The sequence below is a fragment of the Sulfitobacter sp. UBA4523 genome (assembly GCF_002388305.1).
In the GTDB taxonomy this organism is placed as follows: domain Bacteria; phylum Pseudomonadota; class Alphaproteobacteria; order Rhodobacterales; family Rhodobacteraceae; genus Sulfitobacter; species Sulfitobacter pontiacus.
The window spans coordinates 171,642-188,291 of sequence record NZ_DGMH01000065.1 but is presented as its reverse complement, the minus strand read 5'-3'; the positions used below and the strand labels follow the sequence as shown (position 1 = coordinate 188,291).

Sequence of the window (16,650 nt, the reverse complement as noted above, 5' to 3'; positions counted from 1 at the left end):
ATCATGCAGCCCTTCGGCGACCGGTCGAAAGTGGTGATCGAACCGATGCTGACCGATCAATGGTTTGTCGAGACCTCGAAGATCGTGCAACCCGCCATCGACGCGGTGCGCAACGGCGAGGTGCAGATCCTGCCCGAACAGGACCGCAAGGTGTATTTCAACTGGCTGGAAAACATCGAACCCTGGTGCATCTCGCGCCAATTGTGGTGGGGCCACCAGATCCCTGTGTGGTTCGACGACGAGGGCAAGGAATACTGCGCGGCAACCGAAGCCGAAGCGCAGGCGATGGCCCCCGGCAAGACGCTCACCCGCGACCCTGATGTTCTCGACACGTGGTTCTCCTCGGGCCTCTGGCCCATCGGTACGCTCGGCTGGCCAGAACAGACCGATGAGCTGGCGAAATACTTCCCCACTTCAGTGCTGATCACCGGCTTTGACATTATCTTTTTCTGGGTCGCCCGGATGATGATGATGCAATACGCCGTGGTCGATCAAAAGCCGTTTGATACAGTCTATGTCCACGCGCTGGTGCGCGACGAGAAGGGCAAGAAGATGTCCAAATCGCTTGGCAACGTGCTGGACCCGCTGGACCTGATCGATGAATACGGCGCGGATGCGGTGCGCTTTACCCTGACGGCAATGGCCGCCATGGGGCGCGACCTGAAACTGTCCACCGCACGCATCGCGGGCTACCGCAACTTCGGCACCAAACTGTGGAACGCCCACCGTTTCGCCGAAATGAACGGCGTGTTCGAGGACAGCGTCGCGGCAGTGACCTACACCAGCCACACCCAGGTCGATCACACGCTGAACAAATGGATCATCGGCGAAACCGCCCGCGTCCGCGAAGAGGTCGACGCCGCACTGGACAACTACCGTTTCAACGACGCGGCCAATGCGCTTTATGCCTTTGTCTGGGGCAAGGTCTGCGACTGGTACGTTGAACTCTCCAAACCCCTGCTGCAAGACGACGCGCCAGAGGCCGCCGAGACTCGCCAGACGCTGAAATGGGTGCTGGATCAATGCCTTGTGCTGCTCCACCCGATCATGCCCTACATCACCGAGGAACTGTGGCAGACCACGGCGACCCGTTCCAAGATGCTGGTGCATGGCGACTGGCCGACCTACAGCACCGCCGAGATGCTGGACGCCGACGCCGACCGCGAACTCAACTGGGTGATCAGCCTGATCGAATCCATTCGTTCAGCACGTCAACAGATGCATGTGCCTGCGGGGCTCAAAGTGCCCATGCTCTATACCGACATGGACGCTGCCGGCCAAACCGCATGGGACCGCAACGAGGCGATGATCAAACGTCTGGGGCGGGTCGAAACCCTTGAGAAGACAGAGAGCTTCCCCAAAGGCACCGTCTCCATCGCCGCACCGGGCGCGAGCTTTGGCCTGCCGCTTGCGGGGCTGATCGATATCGATGCGGAAAAAGCGCGTCTGCAAAAGTCGCTCGACAAGCTGGGTAAAGAAATCGGCGGGCTGAAAGGGCGTCTGAACAACCCCAAATTCGCCGCCTCCGCCCCGGCGGAGGTCGTCGCCGAAGCCCAAAGCAACCTTGATGCGCGTCAGGAAGAAGCAGACCAGCTTCAGGCCGCTCTGAACCGTTTGGCAGAGCTGGGATAATCAGCACCGCTTCCAAATGGCTTTAAATCCTCGCCGAAGGCAAAAGTCTCTTTTGACGCTCCAAAAGATGCCTTCGGCGAGGATTTTTTTACCATTTGGAAACGAATACCGGCGCAAGATACGCCTGCGGTCCTCGCTGGGAAGCAAAGATCGTCCATTTGGAAGGCCCCGTCTGAGCGATCAGGCGGGGCTGACTTTTTTGCGGCGCTAGTCTTTGAAGACCGCGGGGCGTTTGCCGAACTCGGCGGCGATGACTTCCATTTGGTGCGGGCGTCCCAGCAGCGCCGCCTGTTCACGGGATTCCGCGCGCAAAACCTCTGTTTCGGTTCCCGTCTCTGCCAAGGCGGTCAGACGTTTGGCGGCCTTGATCGCGCTTGGACTTTTGCCCGCGATGGTGGTGGCAAGCGCCATCGCGGCGGCCAGCGGGTCTTCGGCGATCTGGGTGATGAGCCCCCAGCGTTCGGCTTGCTCTGCCCCGATGGGTTGCGCGGTATAGGTCATCAGGCGCAGCACGTCGCCGCGCACCAGTTTGGGCAGCAGGACCATGCCGCCCATGTCCGGGACGATGCCCCATTTCATCTCCATCACCGCCATTTCGGTATCAGGGGCCGCGATGCGGATATCGGCCCCGAGCGCGAGTTGCAGGCCCGCGCCGTAGGTCTTGCCATGCAGCGCCGCGATCACTGGCACGCCGACGCGGGTCCAGACCATCGCGACCTCTTGCCACTGGTTGGTGGTGCCGTCGCCATGGGTACGCGTCATCATCCGTTCCGTCGGGTCACCGCCCGCCAGCGCCCCCATATTGCCGATGTCGATGCCTGCGCAGAACGCCCGGCCCTCGCCCGAGATCACGACGGCACGCGCGTTCGATGCAGCGACCTCGTTCCCGGCGGCGATGACGGCGTCGATCATATCCTGATCAACGGCGTTCATTTTATCGGCGCGGGTCAGGCGCACATGGGCGATGTGATTGTCATAGGTAACGGAAACGCGGCTCATTGGGTCCTCCTTGAATTTTCGTGAGTTTGGGCATGAAGCCCGCGTGTTGCAAAGCGAAACGCTACGGCATCCAAAACCGCACGCGGGCATGCTGATGTCACTTGCCCGAAGCAGGTCAGATGCAGTAGCTGATCCCCATGACACAGTATCGCCTCACCCCGCTTGCCGACGCCCTGCCCTCTACCGTGCCCTTTGTCGGCCCCGAAACGCAGGAGCGCGCCATGGGGCGCGCCTTTGATGCGCGGTTGGGGGCGAACGAGAACGTCTTTGGCCCCTCTCCCCGCGCGATAGAAGCGATGGCGCAGGCACAGCAGTGGATGTACGGCGACCCGGAAAGCCACGACCTGCGCGCAGCACTTGCGGCGCATCATGGTATCTCGCCCGCCAACATCATCGTGGGCGAAGGGATCGACGGGTTGCTGGGCTATCTGGTGCGGCTCATGGTGACGGAGGGTGACGCGGTCGTGACCTCGGACGGGGCCTATCCGACATTCAATTATCACGTGGCAGGCTTTGGCGGTGTGCTGCATAAGGTGCCCTATGCCGGTGATCACGAGGATCCTGCGGCCCTATTTGCCAAAGCTGCCGAGGTAGATGCCAAGCTGGTCTATCTGGCGAACCCCGACAACCCCATGGGCAGCTGGCATGAAGGGCCCGTCATTTCCAGCGCACTAGAGGCATTGCCGAAGGGCTGTCTGCTGGTGCTGGACGAGGCCTATATCGATTGCGCCCCCGAGGGCACCGCCCCCGATCTTGTCGCCGATGACCCGCGTCTCATCCGGATGCGGACCTTCTCCAAGGCCCATGGTCTGGCAGGGGCGCGGGTTGGCTATGCCATCGGCGCACCGGATCTGATCACAGCCTTCGGGAAGGTGCGCAACCATTTCGGGATGAACCGCGCGGCCCAGGCCGGGGCGCTTGCAGCCTTGCAGGACAGCGACTGGCTGGCCCATGTGCAGGCTCGAATCGCTGAGGCGCGGGACCGGATTGCGCAGATCGCTGCGGATAACGGGTTGATCGCCCTCCCCTCTGCCGCGAATTTCGTGGCGATTGATTGCGGGGCGGACGGCAGCTTTGCCAAGGCGGTACTGGACGGTTTGGTGGCGCGCGGCGTCTTTGTGCGCATGCCCTTCGCGGCGCCGCAGAACCGCTGTATTCGTGTCAGCGGCGGCACGCCAGAAAACCTTGATGCCTTTGCCGCGGCGTTGCCGGGTGCCCTTGAGGATGCGAAAAAAGGCTGACGTAGCGCATATCCCGCCTATGCTGGGCCATGATCCAGTTGCGAGGTGGCATCATGCGCTCTTCCGACCGCGGCCAATCGGCCCCTAACTATACCAGCGCCTGCGTCGTGATGTTCGGCGTCAATATCCTGTGGGTTTTCGTTGTGATCTGGGCGCTGTGGGGCTTGCTGGCGGTGGCGCTGTCGGGCTGGGCCGTCAATGCCATGATCGATCGCATAGCCGCGCGACGGGGCTAGGCCCCGCCGATCACCTTCGCCGCCGCCTCTAGCGCGCCGGAGCCGCGTTTGATCCCGAGTGCGGACATCCCGGCCTCTATCCCGCCGAGCATCCCCATGATCATCTGACCGTTCACGTGCCCCATGTGGCCCAGACGGAAGAAACCGTGGCTTTCGGGGCTGCCCTTGGGAGCCATGCCCAGACCGATGCCGAGGGTCAGGCCGATGTTGCCTTCGACCCAGTCGCGCAGCTCTGTCGCATGGGGGGCCTTGAGCCGCAGCGCTGTCACCGCATGGCTGCGCAAAGCGGGATCGGCGATGTTCAGGGAAAGATCGCCCTCTGCCCCCCACGCGTCACAGGCCGCCCACACCGCGCGCGCCAAGGTCTCGTGACGCAGCCAGACGGCTTCCAGCCCCTCGTCGTGGATCAAATCCAGCGCCGCGCGCAGGCCGTAGATATGGTGCGTGGGGGCTGTGCCGCAGTGGTACTGGTAGAACTCCTCGGGATTGGCGCGCGGGGTCCAGTCCCAGAAACGGCTGACCCGTGGCATCGCATCGCGCACCGCAGCCGCACGGTCGTTGAAAAAGACGAAGCTTACGCCGGGCGGGACCATCAGCCCCTTCTGGCAGGCGGTGACCATGACATCGGCCCCCCAATTGTCCATCTCGAAGCGGTCACAGGCGAAGGACGCGATACAGTCCACCATCAGCAGCGCGGGGTGATCTGCCGCATCCAGTGCCGCGCGCAGACCGGCGATGTCATTGACCACCGAGGTCGAGGTATCCACGTGCACGGCCAGCACGGCTTTGATCTCGTGGTTGGTGTCCGCCTCAAGACGATCGGCGATCTGGTCGATGTCCATTGTGGATTGCAGGCCGAAATCCATCACCTCGACATCTGCCCCGATCCCCGTGGCGGCATCACCCCAGCCGTGGCCGAACCGCCCTGTCGCGGGCACCAGCACCTTGTCACCGGGGGCTACGACATTGCTCAGCGATGCCTCCCAAGCGGCGTGGCCGTTGCCAATATACATCGCCACCTGATGCTGCGTGCCCGCGATACGGCGCAGATCCTCCATCAACGGCGGCATCATATCGACGATCTCACCGGCATAGATATTGGGGGCCGGACGGTGCATCGCGTTCAACACAGCCTCGGGCATGACCGACGGACCGGGGATCGCGAGGTAGCCGCGCCCTTGTGACAGGTTGGGAAGTTTCGGCATGACACGGGGGCCCTTCAGCAGGAAAAATCTCTTGCAACTTATCCGCAGCCAGCGCCGCGTCAATCACACAAAGCGCGCAGGCAGCTTGCCCTGCCCCCAAGGGCTGCGTAAACCCGTAACTGTATATGCCCAAAGGAACCGGCCTTTATATGAGTGATGTGACCTATACCTCGCGCGAACTGCTGACCTGGCTTTGGCGCGACTATCTGAAAAAGCATATGTGGGTGCTGCTTGTCGCGGTCATTTTCATGTCGATCGAGGCCTCGACCATGGGCGGCTTGGCAAAGCTGATGCAGCCGATGTTCGATAAGGTCTTCGTCGCGGGTGAGAAAGGCGCATTGCTCTGGGTTGGTTTGGTGCTGGTGGGCATTTTCGTCCTGCGCGCCGTGTCGGGTGTGGTGCAAAAGGTGCTGCTGACACGCATCAAGCAGAAGTCGGCGGCGGATATGCGGATCGATCTGCTGGACCGGATGATGGTGCAGGACGGTGCCTTTCACCAACAGAACCCCCCGGGTTTTCTGATCCAGCGCGTGCAATCGGATGTGAATGCCATCGGGTCGGTCTGGCAGGCGGTGATCACCGGTGCCGGTCGCGACTTGATCGGGCTGATCGTGTTGCTCGGTGTCGCGATCTCTATCGACCCGGTCTGGGCGCTGCTGGCCTGCATCGGTCTGCCGCTGATGGTCATGCCCGCAGCATTGGCGCAGCGTTTTGTGCGCGCGCGGTCGCGCGAGGCAAGGGACTTGGGCGCGACCCTGTCGACACGGCTGGACGAGGTTTTCCACGGCATCGTGCAAATCAAGCTCAACGCGCTTGAGAAGTATCAGGCCAAGCAATACCGAGACCTGACCAGAACCTATATCCGTACCGAGGTACGTGCCTCTTTCGGGAACTCGGCCATTCCGGGGATGATCGACATCATCTCGGGCCTCGGGTTCATGGCCGTGATCCTTTATGGCGGCAACGAAATCATCGAGGGCGAAAAAACCATCGGTCAGTTCATGACCTTCTTTACCGCGATGGGGTTCACCTTTAACCCGCTGCGTCGTCTGGGGGCGATCAGCGGGTTGTGGCAGACGGCCGCTGCCGCGCTGGAACGTCTGAAAGAGCTGATGGACGAGCCGGTACACCTCACCTCGCCCGCCAAACCCACGCCTGTGCCCACCACCCCACCGCATATCGCGCTGGAAGGGGTGAGCCTGTCTTACGGGGATGCCAAGGTGCTGGACAATCTCACGCTGCACGCGGCGGCAGGCGAGACGACGGCGCTTGTCGGTGCATCTGGCGCGGGGAAATCCACGATATTCAACCTGCTGACCCGTCTGATCGACCCACAAGAGGGCAGCGTCAGCATCGCGGGCGTCCCCCTGACAGAGATGGACATCCCCGCGCTGCGCGGCTTGTTCTCTGTCGTGACGCAAGAGGCGCTTTTGTTTGATGAAACCCTGCGCGAGAATATCGTATTGGGCCGCGAGAATGTATCTGACGAAGAGCTGCAGCAGGCGCTGGATGCGGCGCATGTGTCTGACTTTTTGCCCAAACTTGAACACGGGCTGGAAACCCGCGTCGGCCCACGCGGCTCTGCCCTGTCGGGGGGGCAGCGCCAACGTGTGGTGATCGCCCGCGCCCTGCTGCGCAACACACCGATCCTGCTGTTGGACGAAGCCACCAGCGCGCTGGACGCGCAGTCAGAAAAAGTCGTGCAGCAAGCGCTAGACCGTCTCTCGCAGGGGCGCACCACCTTGGTCATCGCCCACCGTCTGTCTACCATCCGCGGCGCGGATAAGATCGTTGTGATGGACCGTGGTCGCGTCATGGACGAAGGCAAACACGAAGACCTTCTGGCGCGCGGCGGCATCTATGCCGATCTCTATCGGCTTCAGTTCGAGGATGGAAAAACCGTCAGCGACGGGCGCAATCTAGCGGCGATGCGGCGGATGGAACGCGGCCTCAAACCTGTCGAGCCGAACCTGCTGCAACGTATCGGGCTCCGGCTGTTCGGCAACTAGGCCGCCCCCCGGCACGCGGGTCACTTGGCATAGCCCTTGGCCAGCTTGGCCGGGGCGACCCCCGCGAAATAGCGGATCAATGTCCATAGGTTACGCGCCCCGCGACCCAACCAGCCCTGCCGCGCGTATTTGTCGGCCGACGTCACCACGGTGACGTCCAGCCCCAGCAGATGACCGCGCAAGGCACGCGCCAGCGCCACATCCTCCATCAGCGGCTGATCAGGATACCCACCAACCGATTGATACAGCGCACGTGGCAGCAGCAGCCCCTGATCCCCATAGGGAAGCCCCAAACGACTGCGCAGGTTCGCCCAAGCGGCCACCGCTTTGCCGGCCATGCCGCCTTGGTCAAATTGAAGCTGGCACCAGCCCGCTTTCTGCCCCCGCAGATGCGCGGTGACAGGCCCCGTCCATCCCGGTGCCAGCCGCGTATCGGCGTGTAACACCAGCAGCCAGTCGGATTGCGCTTTCGCACAGCCGCGCCGCAACTGTCCGCCCCGCGATGCCGGACCGGTGACGATCTCTGCGCCCCATGCGTCTGCCAATGTCAGGGTCATGTCGGTTGATCCCCCGTCGCTGATGATCAGCTCGCGGATCAGCCCCGCCTCCAGCCCCTCCATCAGGGCGGTCAGGCAGCCGGTCAGGGGCGCTTCGGCATTCAAAGTGGGAATGACAACAGATATAGGCGCGCGCATGGTTGCCCCTTTCAGCTTCGAACTGCGCTGCTATATGTCATGTTAACCATTGAAAGGACAAGCGATATGACCAGCCGCCGCATCCTGAGACTGTCAGGCTCCGACACCCGCGAGTTTCTGCAAGGCCTTGTGACCAACGATATCCGCAAGCTGGATCAGGCCCCGATCTATGCCGCGATCCTGACGCCCCAAGGCAAATTCATCACCGATTTCTTCCTGTCCGCCGACGGGGACAGCGTTTTGCTGGACGTGGCCGAGGCAGATGCCGACGCGCTGGTGCAACGTCTGACCATGTACAAGCTGCGGGCTGATGTCACCATAGACGCGACCGGCCTGCATCTGCACCGCGGGCTAGAGAACGCACCGGACGATGCCTATAGCGACCCCCGCGATGCCCGCATGGGCTGGCGCGTCTATCGCGACACACCGCAAACCGATGACACCACCGATTGGGACGCGCTGCGGGTAACCTATATGATCCCCGAAACCGGGGCAGAGCTTACCTCGGACAGCTTCATCCTCGAAATGGGGTTCGAGCGGCTGAACGGCGTGGATTTTCGCAAGGGCTGCTATGTCGGACAAGAGGTAACGGCCCGCATGAAGCACAAGACCGAGCTGCGCAAAGGTTTGGCCCAGGTCGAGATCAGCGCGCCAGTAGAACCCGGCACGGACATCACTGCCGATGGCAAACCTGCTGGTACGCTCTTTACCCGCACCGGCACCCATGCGCTGGCCTATCTGCGGTATGACCGCGCCAAGGCGGCGATGCAGGCGGGGGATGCCACGGTGACCATGGTGACGGACGGCTAAGGCCCGCGGCTGCCCTGCGCAAATATTAGGCAGCCCGAAATGACAGCGTGCGCAGCCTGTCGGAAAAGTTGCATATCGGCAACAAATACCCGTGATTAGGGAGATCCGAGGCTCCCAAATCCAATTCCCCGCCTGCCCCGCAACGCAAAAGAGCCCCGGCGTCCACCGGGGCTCTGCACTGCAGCGAAGCTATGACGTAGCGTCACACCACAGCTTACGCGCGTTCGGAATATTCCATCGTTTCGGTGTTCACGATGATCTCTTCGTCCTGTCCGACGAAGGGCGGCACCATCACTTTGACGCCGTTATCAAGCAGCGCTGGCTTGAAGGAATTCGCCGCTGTCTGGCCTTTGACGACCGGTTCAGTTTCGACAATTTTACAGGTTACTTTTTGTGGCAAGGACGCGTTCAGCGCCTCTTCCTCGTGATACTCGACCACGACCATCATACCGTCCTGCAAGAAGGGGCGACGCTCTCCGAGAAGCTCGGCTGAAAGCTGCACTTGCTCGTATGTTTCGGTGTCCATCAGAACCAGCATACCTGCGTCTTCATACAGGAATTGTTGGTCTTTTTGCTCTAGCCGGACCTTTTCAACCTTGTCGGCGCTGCGGAAGCGTTCGTTCAGTTTTGACCCGTTGCGCAGGTTGCGCATTTCGACCTGAGCAAAGGCACCGCCCTTGCCCGGTTTGACATGATCGACCTTGACCGCTGCCCAGAGACCACCGTTATGCTCGAGCACATTTCCTGGCCGAATTTCGTTCCCGTTAATCTTTGGCATGTATCAGCACCATAGCAATGAAGTTGAAGAGAGATTGGACCGACCTATATATATCAACGTCGCCCCCCGCAAGACAGCGCACCCGATGCTGCAACCGCGAAAGCCATGCAGTAAATGCATGAGTGTTATGCAATAAAGGTGTATCCGAATCGAGCTCTTTCGGTCATAAGGAACCCCACGCCTAAATGACAAGAGCAAGAATAATAGAAAGGACGACGAGATGAAAGATTTCGTTGATGGCACTGCCTTTAACAATGAACAAGGTAACCGTGCCCGCAAACTTTTCGCAGCTGTGGTACTGGCTGCATTGGACGATGCGATTGCCGATGACAAAAAATACGGCAACGGTCCTGAACAGATTGCCCGTTGGGCCCGCTCCCGCGATGGCCGCGAAGTATTGAGCTGCGCGGGCATCGACCCCAACGAGCGTGTTGTCGAAGGCCTGATGGACTTTGTTGGCAAAGGTGTCCGTACCTCTGTCGCCCTGTCCCGCGAAGAGTCCGAGCGTCGCCACGCTGCACAACAGGCTGAAGCTGCCTGAAGACTGCCAAAAGTTTGAACAAAAAGACGCGGCTCACGGGCCGCGTTTTTTTTTGGCTAAATTCGTTTGTGTTATGCCGGAAAGCGTCGCGCCCGCCTGATGCGCAAAAAGGCAAGGTGTGACACCCTGCCGCTTACCTGATGCGTTGCGCCGAAACGGTAAAGCCCCGACAGTGGCGGATTTCTGCGAGAGTGCTGGGTTCTTGAATCTAGGTTGTAGCGACAAAGCTGGCGTTCGCTGAGGCTGCGCGATCAGGAAAAGTGCTCGCGCTGCTTTCCAAAAAAGATGGGGAGTAGAATTTATCTGCGCATGAACTTCTGGCGAGCTTCACGAGCGATATTGTATCGCAGTTCAAGGCGAGCGAGTTCAGCCATCGCTTTTTTCCGTTCGGGCCCGTTCGCAAGCGTGGCGAGGTGGCCCTGATGCGCAGCCATCTTCTTCTTGAGTTCGATTTCTTCTGGCACGACACCGGCTTGAGCCATAATGCGGAACCCCGCAGCTTCTCCCGCATCCACAAAAGCATCTGCTGAGCGATCAGGCAGTGGTTTGCCTTCGCCTTCAAGACCTTCAAGCTGACCTTGCAGCTTCGCCTTCTGTATCTGGCGCTCGATGAGTCTCTGAAGGTTTCGGATCATGCTGACCAATAGCACAGTGTTGAGGTAACGGATACTACGGGCTCGAAGCGGACGTTGCGGCGGCGGCGTCTTGGCCTGAGCTGCAACACATCTGGCAAGGGGCTTGCGTGACACCCTGCCCCTTTATCCGCAAAGATGAGCCTTCGCGCTAAAGGCTCTTTATTCCAGATCTTGCGACGTCAGGGCGCGGTGAATTTCACGGCGCACCAGTTTGCGGACGTTGCGGGTGATCCGTTCACCCAAGGCCCCCTGCAGCTCTGTGCGCACAATTTCAGACACCAGATCACGCAGCATCTCTTCGTCCAGATATTCATCCGGCCCGAAACCGAGCGTTGCATCATCATCCTGCGCCGTTTCGGCAGGGGCGTCGGTGGTATCGGTCACAGTCGCATCTGCTGCGGTCACACGGGTGGCAAAGGGGCCGTCCACAACACGATCTTGGGGTTCGGCACGCTCTTGGGGTGCATGGGGCTCGACAGCATCGTGCCAGCCCATATCCTCGTCCAGCAGGGCCTCTTCCGTATCGTTTTGGGCGACATCGGACACAGGCGCGCCGGTGGCGTCGAATTCAACGTCGTCCTCCCAGGCCATCGCGGGGTCTTCGCTGCCGGAGTAATCGCTTTTGCCGGGCTCGTCAGGTTCCCAGTTTTCGGGAATGCGGCTGATCGCTGTTTCGAGGGCAGCGATTTTCGCGCTCAACCGGTCCGGCGTCGGTGGCACGTCATCGACCAGCTCGGATGAGCCAAGATTGAGCATATCGGTGGAGTATGCCGCAGCACGTGGCGCGCTAAAGGCCAACTTGCGCGGCGGCTCGGTCGTATCCTGCGGCTTGCCATCCCCTGCGGGCGTGGCGAACTGGGCGCGAAAACGCGGTTCGCGTCCGGAAATAAACTTAAAATCTTCGGCAACTTGATTGCGATCCGAGGCGGACAAATCCGCCGCCTCGTCCGTCTCAACGTCCGTATCCATGTCCTGCATCGCATCCTGATAGGACGCCGACCGGGGCTGAACCGCCTCTGGCGTCGCCTCTTTCCGAGGGGCGGCCACAGGCGCGTCATTGGACACGCGCAAAGACGGGGTCAGCACAAGTTTCTCTTCAATCGCAGGCGCTTCCGACGGCTTCTGCGCCGGTTTGCGATCTTCTGAGACTAGACGGCGGATCGAAGACAGAACGTCTTCGACCTCTGCATTTGTGACGGTTTCGGACATATTTAATCACCACTCGTTCTTCGCGAATAGTCTAACCCGAAGGTTGGCTTCTCACAATGGGGGTGGTGAAAATGTCAGTCTTTTTGCAGCGCCTTCAGCACACGATCCAACTGCTTCCCCTCTTTGGAGTATTTTGTCGGGCCGTCCTTAACCATATTATAATAGGCGGATGGATCATAGATTTGCACCGGCAGTTTCAGGTCCTGCGCGGTCAGCTGACCCGTCGCGGAGAGCACGGAATAGGCCGCAACATAAAGCTGCGATTGCGCTGATACACGGGCAGAACGGGCGTCGAGCAAGGATTGCTCAGCGTCCAGTACATCAAGTGTGGTGCGCGCGCCCAAGCTGGCTTCCTCGCGGATACCGTCAAAGGCGATCTGTGCCGCGCGGACCTGACGCTGGGAGGCTTCGATCTGCGCCCGGGCAGAGGCAAGCCCCGCATAGGCATCGCTGACCGCGCGCTCCACGTCTTTAACCACCACATGCAGATTGCCGCGCTGTGCGTCGCGCTGCGCTTGGCTTTTGCGAACACCGGCCGACAAGGCACCGCCTTGATAGATCGTTTGCCCGACCTGAAAGCCGATCGACCCGCTGCGTGTCGAGGCTTGGGAATCAAACGTTTCGGTCAGACCGTAAGACCCCTGCACCGAGACATTGGGCTTCAGCGCGGTTTCGTTGCTGCGTACCAGCAGATCGGCAGCCGCGACCTGGTGCTGGACGGTCAGGATATCGGGGTGCTGACGCACCGCCAGCGCCTTGGCCGTCGCGATGCTGTTGGACAGTTTCGGCAGGCTTGGTGGCGGGCTTAGACGACCGGGCTCACGCCCCACGGCCACCTTGTAATAAGCTTTCGCGCTGATGAAATCGCCCTGCGCACCGGCAAGATTGCTCCGCGCGGCGGCCAGCTGTGCTTCGGCAAGCGATACGTCGGTGCGGGTCACCTCCCCCACTTCGAAACGGTCACGGGCGGCGCGCAATTCCTGCGTCAGAACCCGCACGTTATTCTCGGCCAGAGAGACAAGCTGCTGCGTCTGGATCACGGTCATATAGGCATCAACCGCGCGCAGCAGAATCTGCTGTTCGGCACTGACCAGCGTTTCGCGCGTGGCAAGCACGGTTTCTTTTGCCGCCTCGATCGCATAGCGCGACGACCCGAAGTCATAGACCAGCAGCGACGCCACAAGATTCACCGATGTCGTCAGTGAATCGGTAGAGCTTTTGAAACCCGCCGGGATGGTGCTGGTGCCCCCGCTGACCGACCGGTTATAGGATTGTGTCAGGTTTCCCGTCCACTGTAGCACCGGCTTGAGCGCGGATTTCGCGATCGCCACATCTTCGTCTGCGGCGCGCAACACGGCGCGGTTCTGGTCCAGCAGGCCCGAGTTGTTATAGGCCCCGACCAGCGCATCGGCCAATGTCTCTGCCTGTGTGGCCATCGGTGCCAGCAGCCCCAAACCGACGCAGGACGCCGCGATCATGCTGCGGACGGACCGCATCTTGCCCGTATTCATCATATTTCACACTCCATCGGTGTCACTGCATCTGCCGTCATCTGCAGCAGTTCTGATAGCTTAAAGCTGGAATTCTTTCGCGCGGGTAAACCCGTCCAGGACAGGTGCGGCGGCGTTGAAACTTTTGCGCCAGCTGATGCCACGTTCGCTTTTGTAGCCCAAACGCACCTCGCCCAGGGGGCCGTCCATGAACAGGCAAGCGATCCGCCCGCCATCCTTGAGCTGCGCCAACAGCGCTTCGGGCACGTCAGCCACGCCGCCTTGCACGATCACCACGTCATAGGGCCCATGTTGCTGCGCCCCTTCGGCCAGCGGGCCGTGGTGTACGATCACATTGTCGATATCCGCGTTGATCAGGGTTTCCTGCGCTTCTTTCGCCATCTGCTCGTCATCCTCGACGGCGACGACCGCTTCGGCCATATGTGCGATCACGGCAGAGGAATAGCCGTAGCCACAGCCGATATCGAGCACCAGCTCGTCATTCTCGACCCCAAGATCGTCCAGCATCTTGGCCAGCGTCCGCGGCTCAAGCAGCACACGCCCTTCCCCCAAGCTGATGTTTTCGCCCAGATAAGCTGCCTCGCGGCGGGCCACCGGCACAAAATCCTCGCGCGCCACCTTAAGCATCGCATCAATGATCGGGAACTTGGTAACATCCGAAGGGCGCACCTGAGTATCAACCATCATGGTGCGGCGGGCTGTGAAATCTGTCATCAGCTAAACTCTTTCGTTCAGTTATTTGTCTCGTGAGATGCCACATCACCGCCCGCCGGGCAACGGCCAGTCGGGTCAATAGGCGCAATTTTCCGTGTTTGGCGGATAATACGGTTAAAACATAGAGGATGCCATAGCCACGACGCATGGCGCGCGCGGTCAGCCTGTGAGAAACGTAATTTAGAGAGGGAAATATAGTGGAGGCGAGTAGGAGAATCGAACTCCTGTACACGGATTTGCAATCCGGGCGTTTTTGACTGGTTTTTAACGGTTTTTCGTGCGCCAAACCGCAAGAACATACCGGAAACATATCAAGAATGTGCGGCAGGTTCTTGTCTTGTTTGGGTCCAGTTTCGCAGTTAACGGCGCTAGAGACGCTAAATACCTCAGATTACGTAAGCTACTCGTTATAGAAACTTGGCCGACCTTGCCTTACCCATACCAAAGCAAATTCAGTTCGGCGCAGCCACGTGGAGGCTTCGCCTGAAAGAGTCATTGGATACGACCGAACATGATTAAAACGATAGTCGAAGCAGTAGGCGAGTTTTTCCTTCCACTTGTTAGCTTTCTGGGCGGGCTGTTCGCCAGACGGCTGGCTGAATGGTGGAAGTTTGTTCGCGCCCGCGCTCGATATGCTCATTTTCGCAAAACGTTCCCAAAGGAAACAATTATCCTTCTAGATAGCGCCATCCCAAAGTTTGAGGTCGATGGTCAGTCAATATCTCCTACAGAAGAGACATTCTTGCTGCGGCCTCTCCCAGGAGTTGGGCTCGAAGAGATAAACGCGAGACTCCATAAGTATCATGAGACCGCCCCCTTCACATTTGGCGACGATCAGATCTTTGGTGCGAACTCTACTCTGAAGCTACAAGAAATAACCGGTATCGACGATATTGGAGAACGAATTGAAATAGCTAGAGCCTCGGTATCAAGCGAGTTTAGCGCAAGAAGTGATGGAAAGCTGTTTAACGGCAAAAAGTTGGGTCTACGAAATTTCAACTTTGACCGAGTCGGCGATGACGAACGTTCACGGTTGGACCTGCGGGTGTACGAGACTGACTACTTTACTCATTCTGTGATGCAAAAAGTCGTCCGCGAATATATGCAAGAGAACCCATCATTCATTTCTGACGTCGAAACTGATTTCGGGCTGATCAATCGCAAATTTTATCCGTTCCTAACGTCAGTTGGTCTAAACGTGTTTCTTTTCACTGACCTTAAGCGAAAAGTCGTGTTTTCACGTCGGTCGCAATCTGCGGCTGGCGGCAACTCCGGTATCGGCAAGCTCCATGTCGCGATGAACGAAGGTTTGACATTCACTGACTTTCAATTTCAGCAACGAGGCGAAGGCCAGGTGACAGCCATCAATTGCTTTCGAAGGGGCATGCGTGAGGAACTCGGGTTCAGCGAGTATGACAATCGGCTGAGTGATCTGAATATATATGACACGTTTATTGTTAAAGAGAGCTTCCAGTTTGGCCTTTTTGCATGGTCTTCATTTCAGGGCCACTTTCCGGAAATATCAGAGTTTCGAGCGCAAGATAAACAGATGGAATCAAAAGAGCTTGTTGAAGCTAATTTCACCGATGCAACTCTTAAATCGATGATAAAGGATGATCTTTTTGTTCCTTACACACGAGTCGGATTGGAAAACTTGTGCCGAATACACGGCATCAATACCTTCGACGTTGAAAGCCGAGGAGTCGATTACTTTGCTATCTGGCTTGGTGTGGCTGCCAACTCCATCCTCAGTCGAAATAAATAACCACGACAGCGACCAGCGCCTGGCTCGAATCTCTGTCAGTTAAGGTTCGACTGGTATGGCTGTGCAGCTACGGTTTGCCCTTATGGGCGCATCACCGTCTGACATTCCGGGGCACCCTGTGTAGAGCGGCTCCAGACAGAACTCCGCGTTGGGTTCCAGACCATATGGCGCGGTCACTTGGTACTGGAACGTGACAGGCTTGGACCCGACATTCTGACTTTGCACCGGGCGATCGAGGCGGACGTACAAGCTGGCATCGGTGCGAGGGTTGCGGAAAGAATAACGGGTTTTGCCCGGCACGATCTGGCAGTTTCTACCCTCCTCGGTTCGCTCGATCTCAACCTCGATCGCGCAGCTGCGCCCGCCCCCGCACCGGGGCCCCAATACGTCCGATCGCGATATCCGGAAGATCACATCCGGCCGCTGCAGAACTTTGACGTCTTCGACCAGATGCGACAACGTCTGGGTATTGGCATCCACCTTGTCGCCTAAGCGCCAAGGCGAGAACACCAGCTCATTGACGACGGGCACATAGGCACCACCCCACGCAGCGAAGGCCCCGATGACGGTGATGCGGAAGAACTTGCCGCCATCCTTTAGCCACTCCGACCAGTTGATCAGCCCCGCGCGCGGGGTTTCTTCTTCAGACATGCAGACAGGCTCCAGGTGC

16 protein-coding genes are annotated in these 16,650 nt (G+C 59.4%); 7 read left to right on the top strand and 9 right to left on the bottom strand.

From position 1 onward, the window contains the following. On the top strand, nt 1–1,632 hold a 1,632-nt coding region (locus B3849_RS15940; protein WP_286780424.1), incomplete at its 5' end, for a class I tRNA ligase family protein. A 207-nt stretch (nt 1,633–1,839) separates the two neighbouring features. Here the strand turns inward: B3849_RS15940 and B3849_RS15935 are convergent. Beyond that, nucleotides 1,840–2,631, bottom strand: a complete 792-nt coding sequence (locus tag B3849_RS15935; protein WP_037944666.1) for a crotonase/enoyl-CoA hydratase family protein — start codon at nt 2,629–2,631, stop codon at nt 1,840–1,842. A 137-nt stretch (nt 2,632–2,768) separates the two neighbouring features. Here B3849_RS15935 and B3849_RS15930 point away from each other — a divergent pair, with 137 nt between their 5' ends. Both B3849_RS15930 and B3849_RS15925 read left to right on the top strand, forming a co-directional pair. Further along, nucleotides 2,769–3,872, top strand: a complete 1,104-nt coding sequence (locus B3849_RS15930) for a pyridoxal phosphate-dependent aminotransferase (protein WP_278425624.1) — start codon at nt 2,769–2,771, stop codon at nt 3,870–3,872. Nucleotides 3,873–3,901: 29 nt separating this feature from the next. After that, nucleotides 3,902–4,108 (top strand): hypothetical protein, encoded by a 207-nt coding sequence (locus tag B3849_RS15925; protein ID WP_005849309.1) that lies wholly within the window; start codon nt 3,902–3,904, stop codon nt 4,106–4,108. On the opposite strand, the gene B3849_RS15920 is transcribed toward B3849_RS15925, so the two are convergent. Beyond that, complete coding sequence (locus B3849_RS15920; RefSeq protein ID WP_278425623.1) at nt 4,105–5,313, bottom strand: pyridoxal-phosphate-dependent aminotransferase family protein; 1,209 nt, start codon at nt 5,311–5,313, stop codon at nt 4,105–4,107. The genes B3849_RS15925 and B3849_RS15920 overlap by 4 nt on opposite strands. A 149-nt stretch (nt 5,314–5,462) precedes the next feature. Here B3849_RS15920 and B3849_RS15915 point away from each other — a divergent pair, with 149 nt between their 5' ends. Further along, nucleotides 5,463–7,322: an ABC transporter ATP-binding protein gene (locus B3849_RS15915; protein WP_278375231.1), complete on the top strand. Its 1,860-nt coding sequence runs from the start codon at nt 5,463–5,465 to the stop codon at nt 7,320–7,322. Nucleotides 7,323–7,342: 20 nt separating this feature from the next. Here the strand turns inward: B3849_RS15915 and B3849_RS15910 are convergent, their stop codons facing one another. Next, nucleotides 7,343–8,017 (bottom strand): TIGR04283 family arsenosugar biosynthesis glycosyltransferase, encoded by a 675-nt coding sequence (locus B3849_RS15910; protein WP_278425622.1) that lies wholly within the window; start codon nt 8,015–8,017, stop codon nt 7,343–7,345. A gap of 66 nt (nt 8,018–8,083) precedes the next feature. On the opposite strand from B3849_RS15910, the gene B3849_RS15905 reads away from it, so the two are divergent. After that, nucleotides 8,084–8,827 (top strand): YgfZ/GcvT domain-containing protein, encoded by a 744-nt coding sequence (locus B3849_RS15905; RefSeq protein ID WP_278425621.1) that lies wholly within the window; start codon nt 8,084–8,086, stop codon nt 8,825–8,827. Nucleotides 8,828–9,041: 214 nt separating this feature from the next. Here B3849_RS15905 and efp read toward each other — a convergent pair whose 3' ends face one another. Then, the gene (efp, locus tag B3849_RS15900; RefSeq protein ID WP_278425620.1) at nt 9,042–9,605 is read right to left on the bottom strand and encodes an elongation factor P; all 564 of its coding nucleotides are present in this window, start codon (nt 9,603–9,605) and stop codon (nt 9,042–9,044) included. Between the two features lie 220 nt (nt 9,606–9,825). On the opposite strand from efp, the gene B3849_RS15895 reads away from it, so the two are divergent. After that, nucleotides 9,826–10,146: a DUF6280 family protein gene (locus B3849_RS15895; RefSeq protein ID WP_005849321.1), complete on the top strand. Its 321-nt coding sequence runs from the start codon at nt 9,826–9,828 to the stop codon at nt 10,144–10,146. A gap of 299 nt (nt 10,147–10,445) precedes the next feature. On the opposite strand, the gene B3849_RS15890 is transcribed toward B3849_RS15895, so the two are convergent. The 4 genes from B3849_RS15890 to B3849_RS15875 form a co-directional block, all read right to left on the bottom strand. After that, nucleotides 10,446–10,781: a DUF1992 domain-containing protein gene (locus tag B3849_RS15890; protein WP_278425619.1), complete on the bottom strand. Its 336-nt coding sequence runs from the start codon at nt 10,779–10,781 to the stop codon at nt 10,446–10,448. Between the two features lie 159 nt (nt 10,782–10,940). After that, on the bottom strand, nt 10,941–11,990 hold the full coding sequence (locus tag B3849_RS15885) for a hypothetical protein (RefSeq protein ID WP_278425618.1): 1,050 nt from the start codon (nt 11,988–11,990) through the stop codon (nt 10,941–10,943). A gap of 74 nt (nt 11,991–12,064) precedes the next feature. After that, nucleotides 12,065–13,504, bottom strand: a complete 1,440-nt coding sequence (locus B3849_RS15880) for a TolC family outer membrane protein (protein ID WP_278425617.1) — start codon at nt 13,502–13,504, stop codon at nt 12,065–12,067. A gap of 57 nt (nt 13,505–13,561) precedes the next feature. Beyond that, on the bottom strand, nt 13,562–14,215 hold the full coding sequence (locus tag B3849_RS15875; RefSeq protein ID WP_005849328.1) for a protein-L-isoaspartate O-methyltransferase family protein: 654 nt from the start codon (nt 14,213–14,215) through the stop codon (nt 13,562–13,564). A gap of 511 nt (nt 14,216–14,726) precedes the next feature. On the opposite strand from B3849_RS15875, the gene B3849_RS15870 reads away from it, so the two are divergent. Continuing rightward, complete coding sequence (locus tag B3849_RS15870) at nt 14,727–15,980, top strand: hypothetical protein (protein ID WP_278425616.1); 1,254 nt, start codon at nt 14,727–14,729, stop codon at nt 15,978–15,980. A 39-nt stretch (nt 15,981–16,019) separates the two neighbouring features. Here B3849_RS15870 and B3849_RS15865 read toward each other — a convergent pair whose 3' ends face one another. Further along, nucleotides 16,020–16,631, bottom strand: coding sequence for a hypothetical protein (locus tag B3849_RS15865; protein ID WP_278425615.1), 612 nt, complete (start codon nt 16,629–16,631; stop codon nt 16,020–16,022). Nucleotides 16,632–16,650: the final 19 nt, after the last annotated feature.

What these genes read in the sequence shown, in the direction of transcription:
- B3849_RS15935 (WP_037944666.1), bottom strand. Translation starts at nt 2,631, where the DNA reads ATGAGCCGCGTTTCCGTTACCTATGACAATCACATCGCCCATGTGCGC.
- B3849_RS15930 (WP_278425624.1), top strand. Translation starts at nt 2,769, where the DNA reads ATGACACAGTATCGCCTCACCCCGCTTGCCGACGCCCTGCCCTCTACC.
- B3849_RS15925 (WP_005849309.1), top strand. Translation starts at nt 3,902, where the DNA reads ATGATCCAGTTGCGAGGTGGCATCATGCGCTCTTCCGACCGCGGCCAA.
- B3849_RS15920 (WP_278425623.1), bottom strand. Translation starts at nt 5,313, where the DNA reads ATGCCGAAACTTCCCAACCTGTCACAAGGGCGCGGCTACCTCGCGATC.
- B3849_RS15915 (WP_278375231.1), top strand. Translation starts at nt 5,463, where the DNA reads ATGAGTGATGTGACCTATACCTCGCGCGAACTGCTGACCTGGCTTTGG.
- B3849_RS15910 (WP_278425622.1), bottom strand. Translation starts at nt 8,017, where the DNA reads ATGCGCGCGCCTATATCTGTTGTCATTCCCACTTTGAATGCCGAAGCG.
- B3849_RS15905 (WP_278425621.1), top strand. Translation starts at nt 8,084, where the DNA reads ATGACCAGCCGCCGCATCCTGAGACTGTCAGGCTCCGACACCCGCGAG.
- efp (WP_278425620.1), bottom strand. Translation starts at nt 9,605, where the DNA reads ATGCCAAAGATTAACGGGAACGAAATTCGGCCAGGAAATGTGCTCGAG.
- B3849_RS15895 (WP_005849321.1), top strand. Translation starts at nt 9,826, where the DNA reads ATGAAAGATTTCGTTGATGGCACTGCCTTTAACAATGAACAAGGTAAC.
- B3849_RS15890 (WP_278425619.1), bottom strand. Translation starts at nt 10,781, where the DNA reads ATGATCCGAAACCTTCAGAGACTCATCGAGCGCCAGATACAGAAGGCG.
- B3849_RS15885 (WP_278425618.1), bottom strand. Translation starts at nt 11,990, where the DNA reads ATGTCCGAAACCGTCACAAATGCAGAGGTCGAAGACGTTCTGTCTTCG.
- B3849_RS15880 (WP_278425617.1), bottom strand. Translation starts at nt 13,504, where the DNA reads ATGATGAATACGGGCAAGATGCGGTCCGTCCGCAGCATGATCGCGGCG.
- B3849_RS15875 (WP_005849328.1), bottom strand. Translation starts at nt 14,215, where the DNA reads ATGACAGATTTCACAGCCCGCCGCACCATGATGGTTGATACTCAGGTG.
- B3849_RS15870 (WP_278425616.1), top strand. Translation starts at nt 14,727, where the DNA reads ATGATTAAAACGATAGTCGAAGCAGTAGGCGAGTTTTTCCTTCCACTT.
- B3849_RS15865 (WP_278425615.1), bottom strand. Translation starts at nt 16,631, where the DNA reads ATGTCTGAAGAAGAAACCCCGCGCGCGGGGCTGATCAACTGGTCGGAG.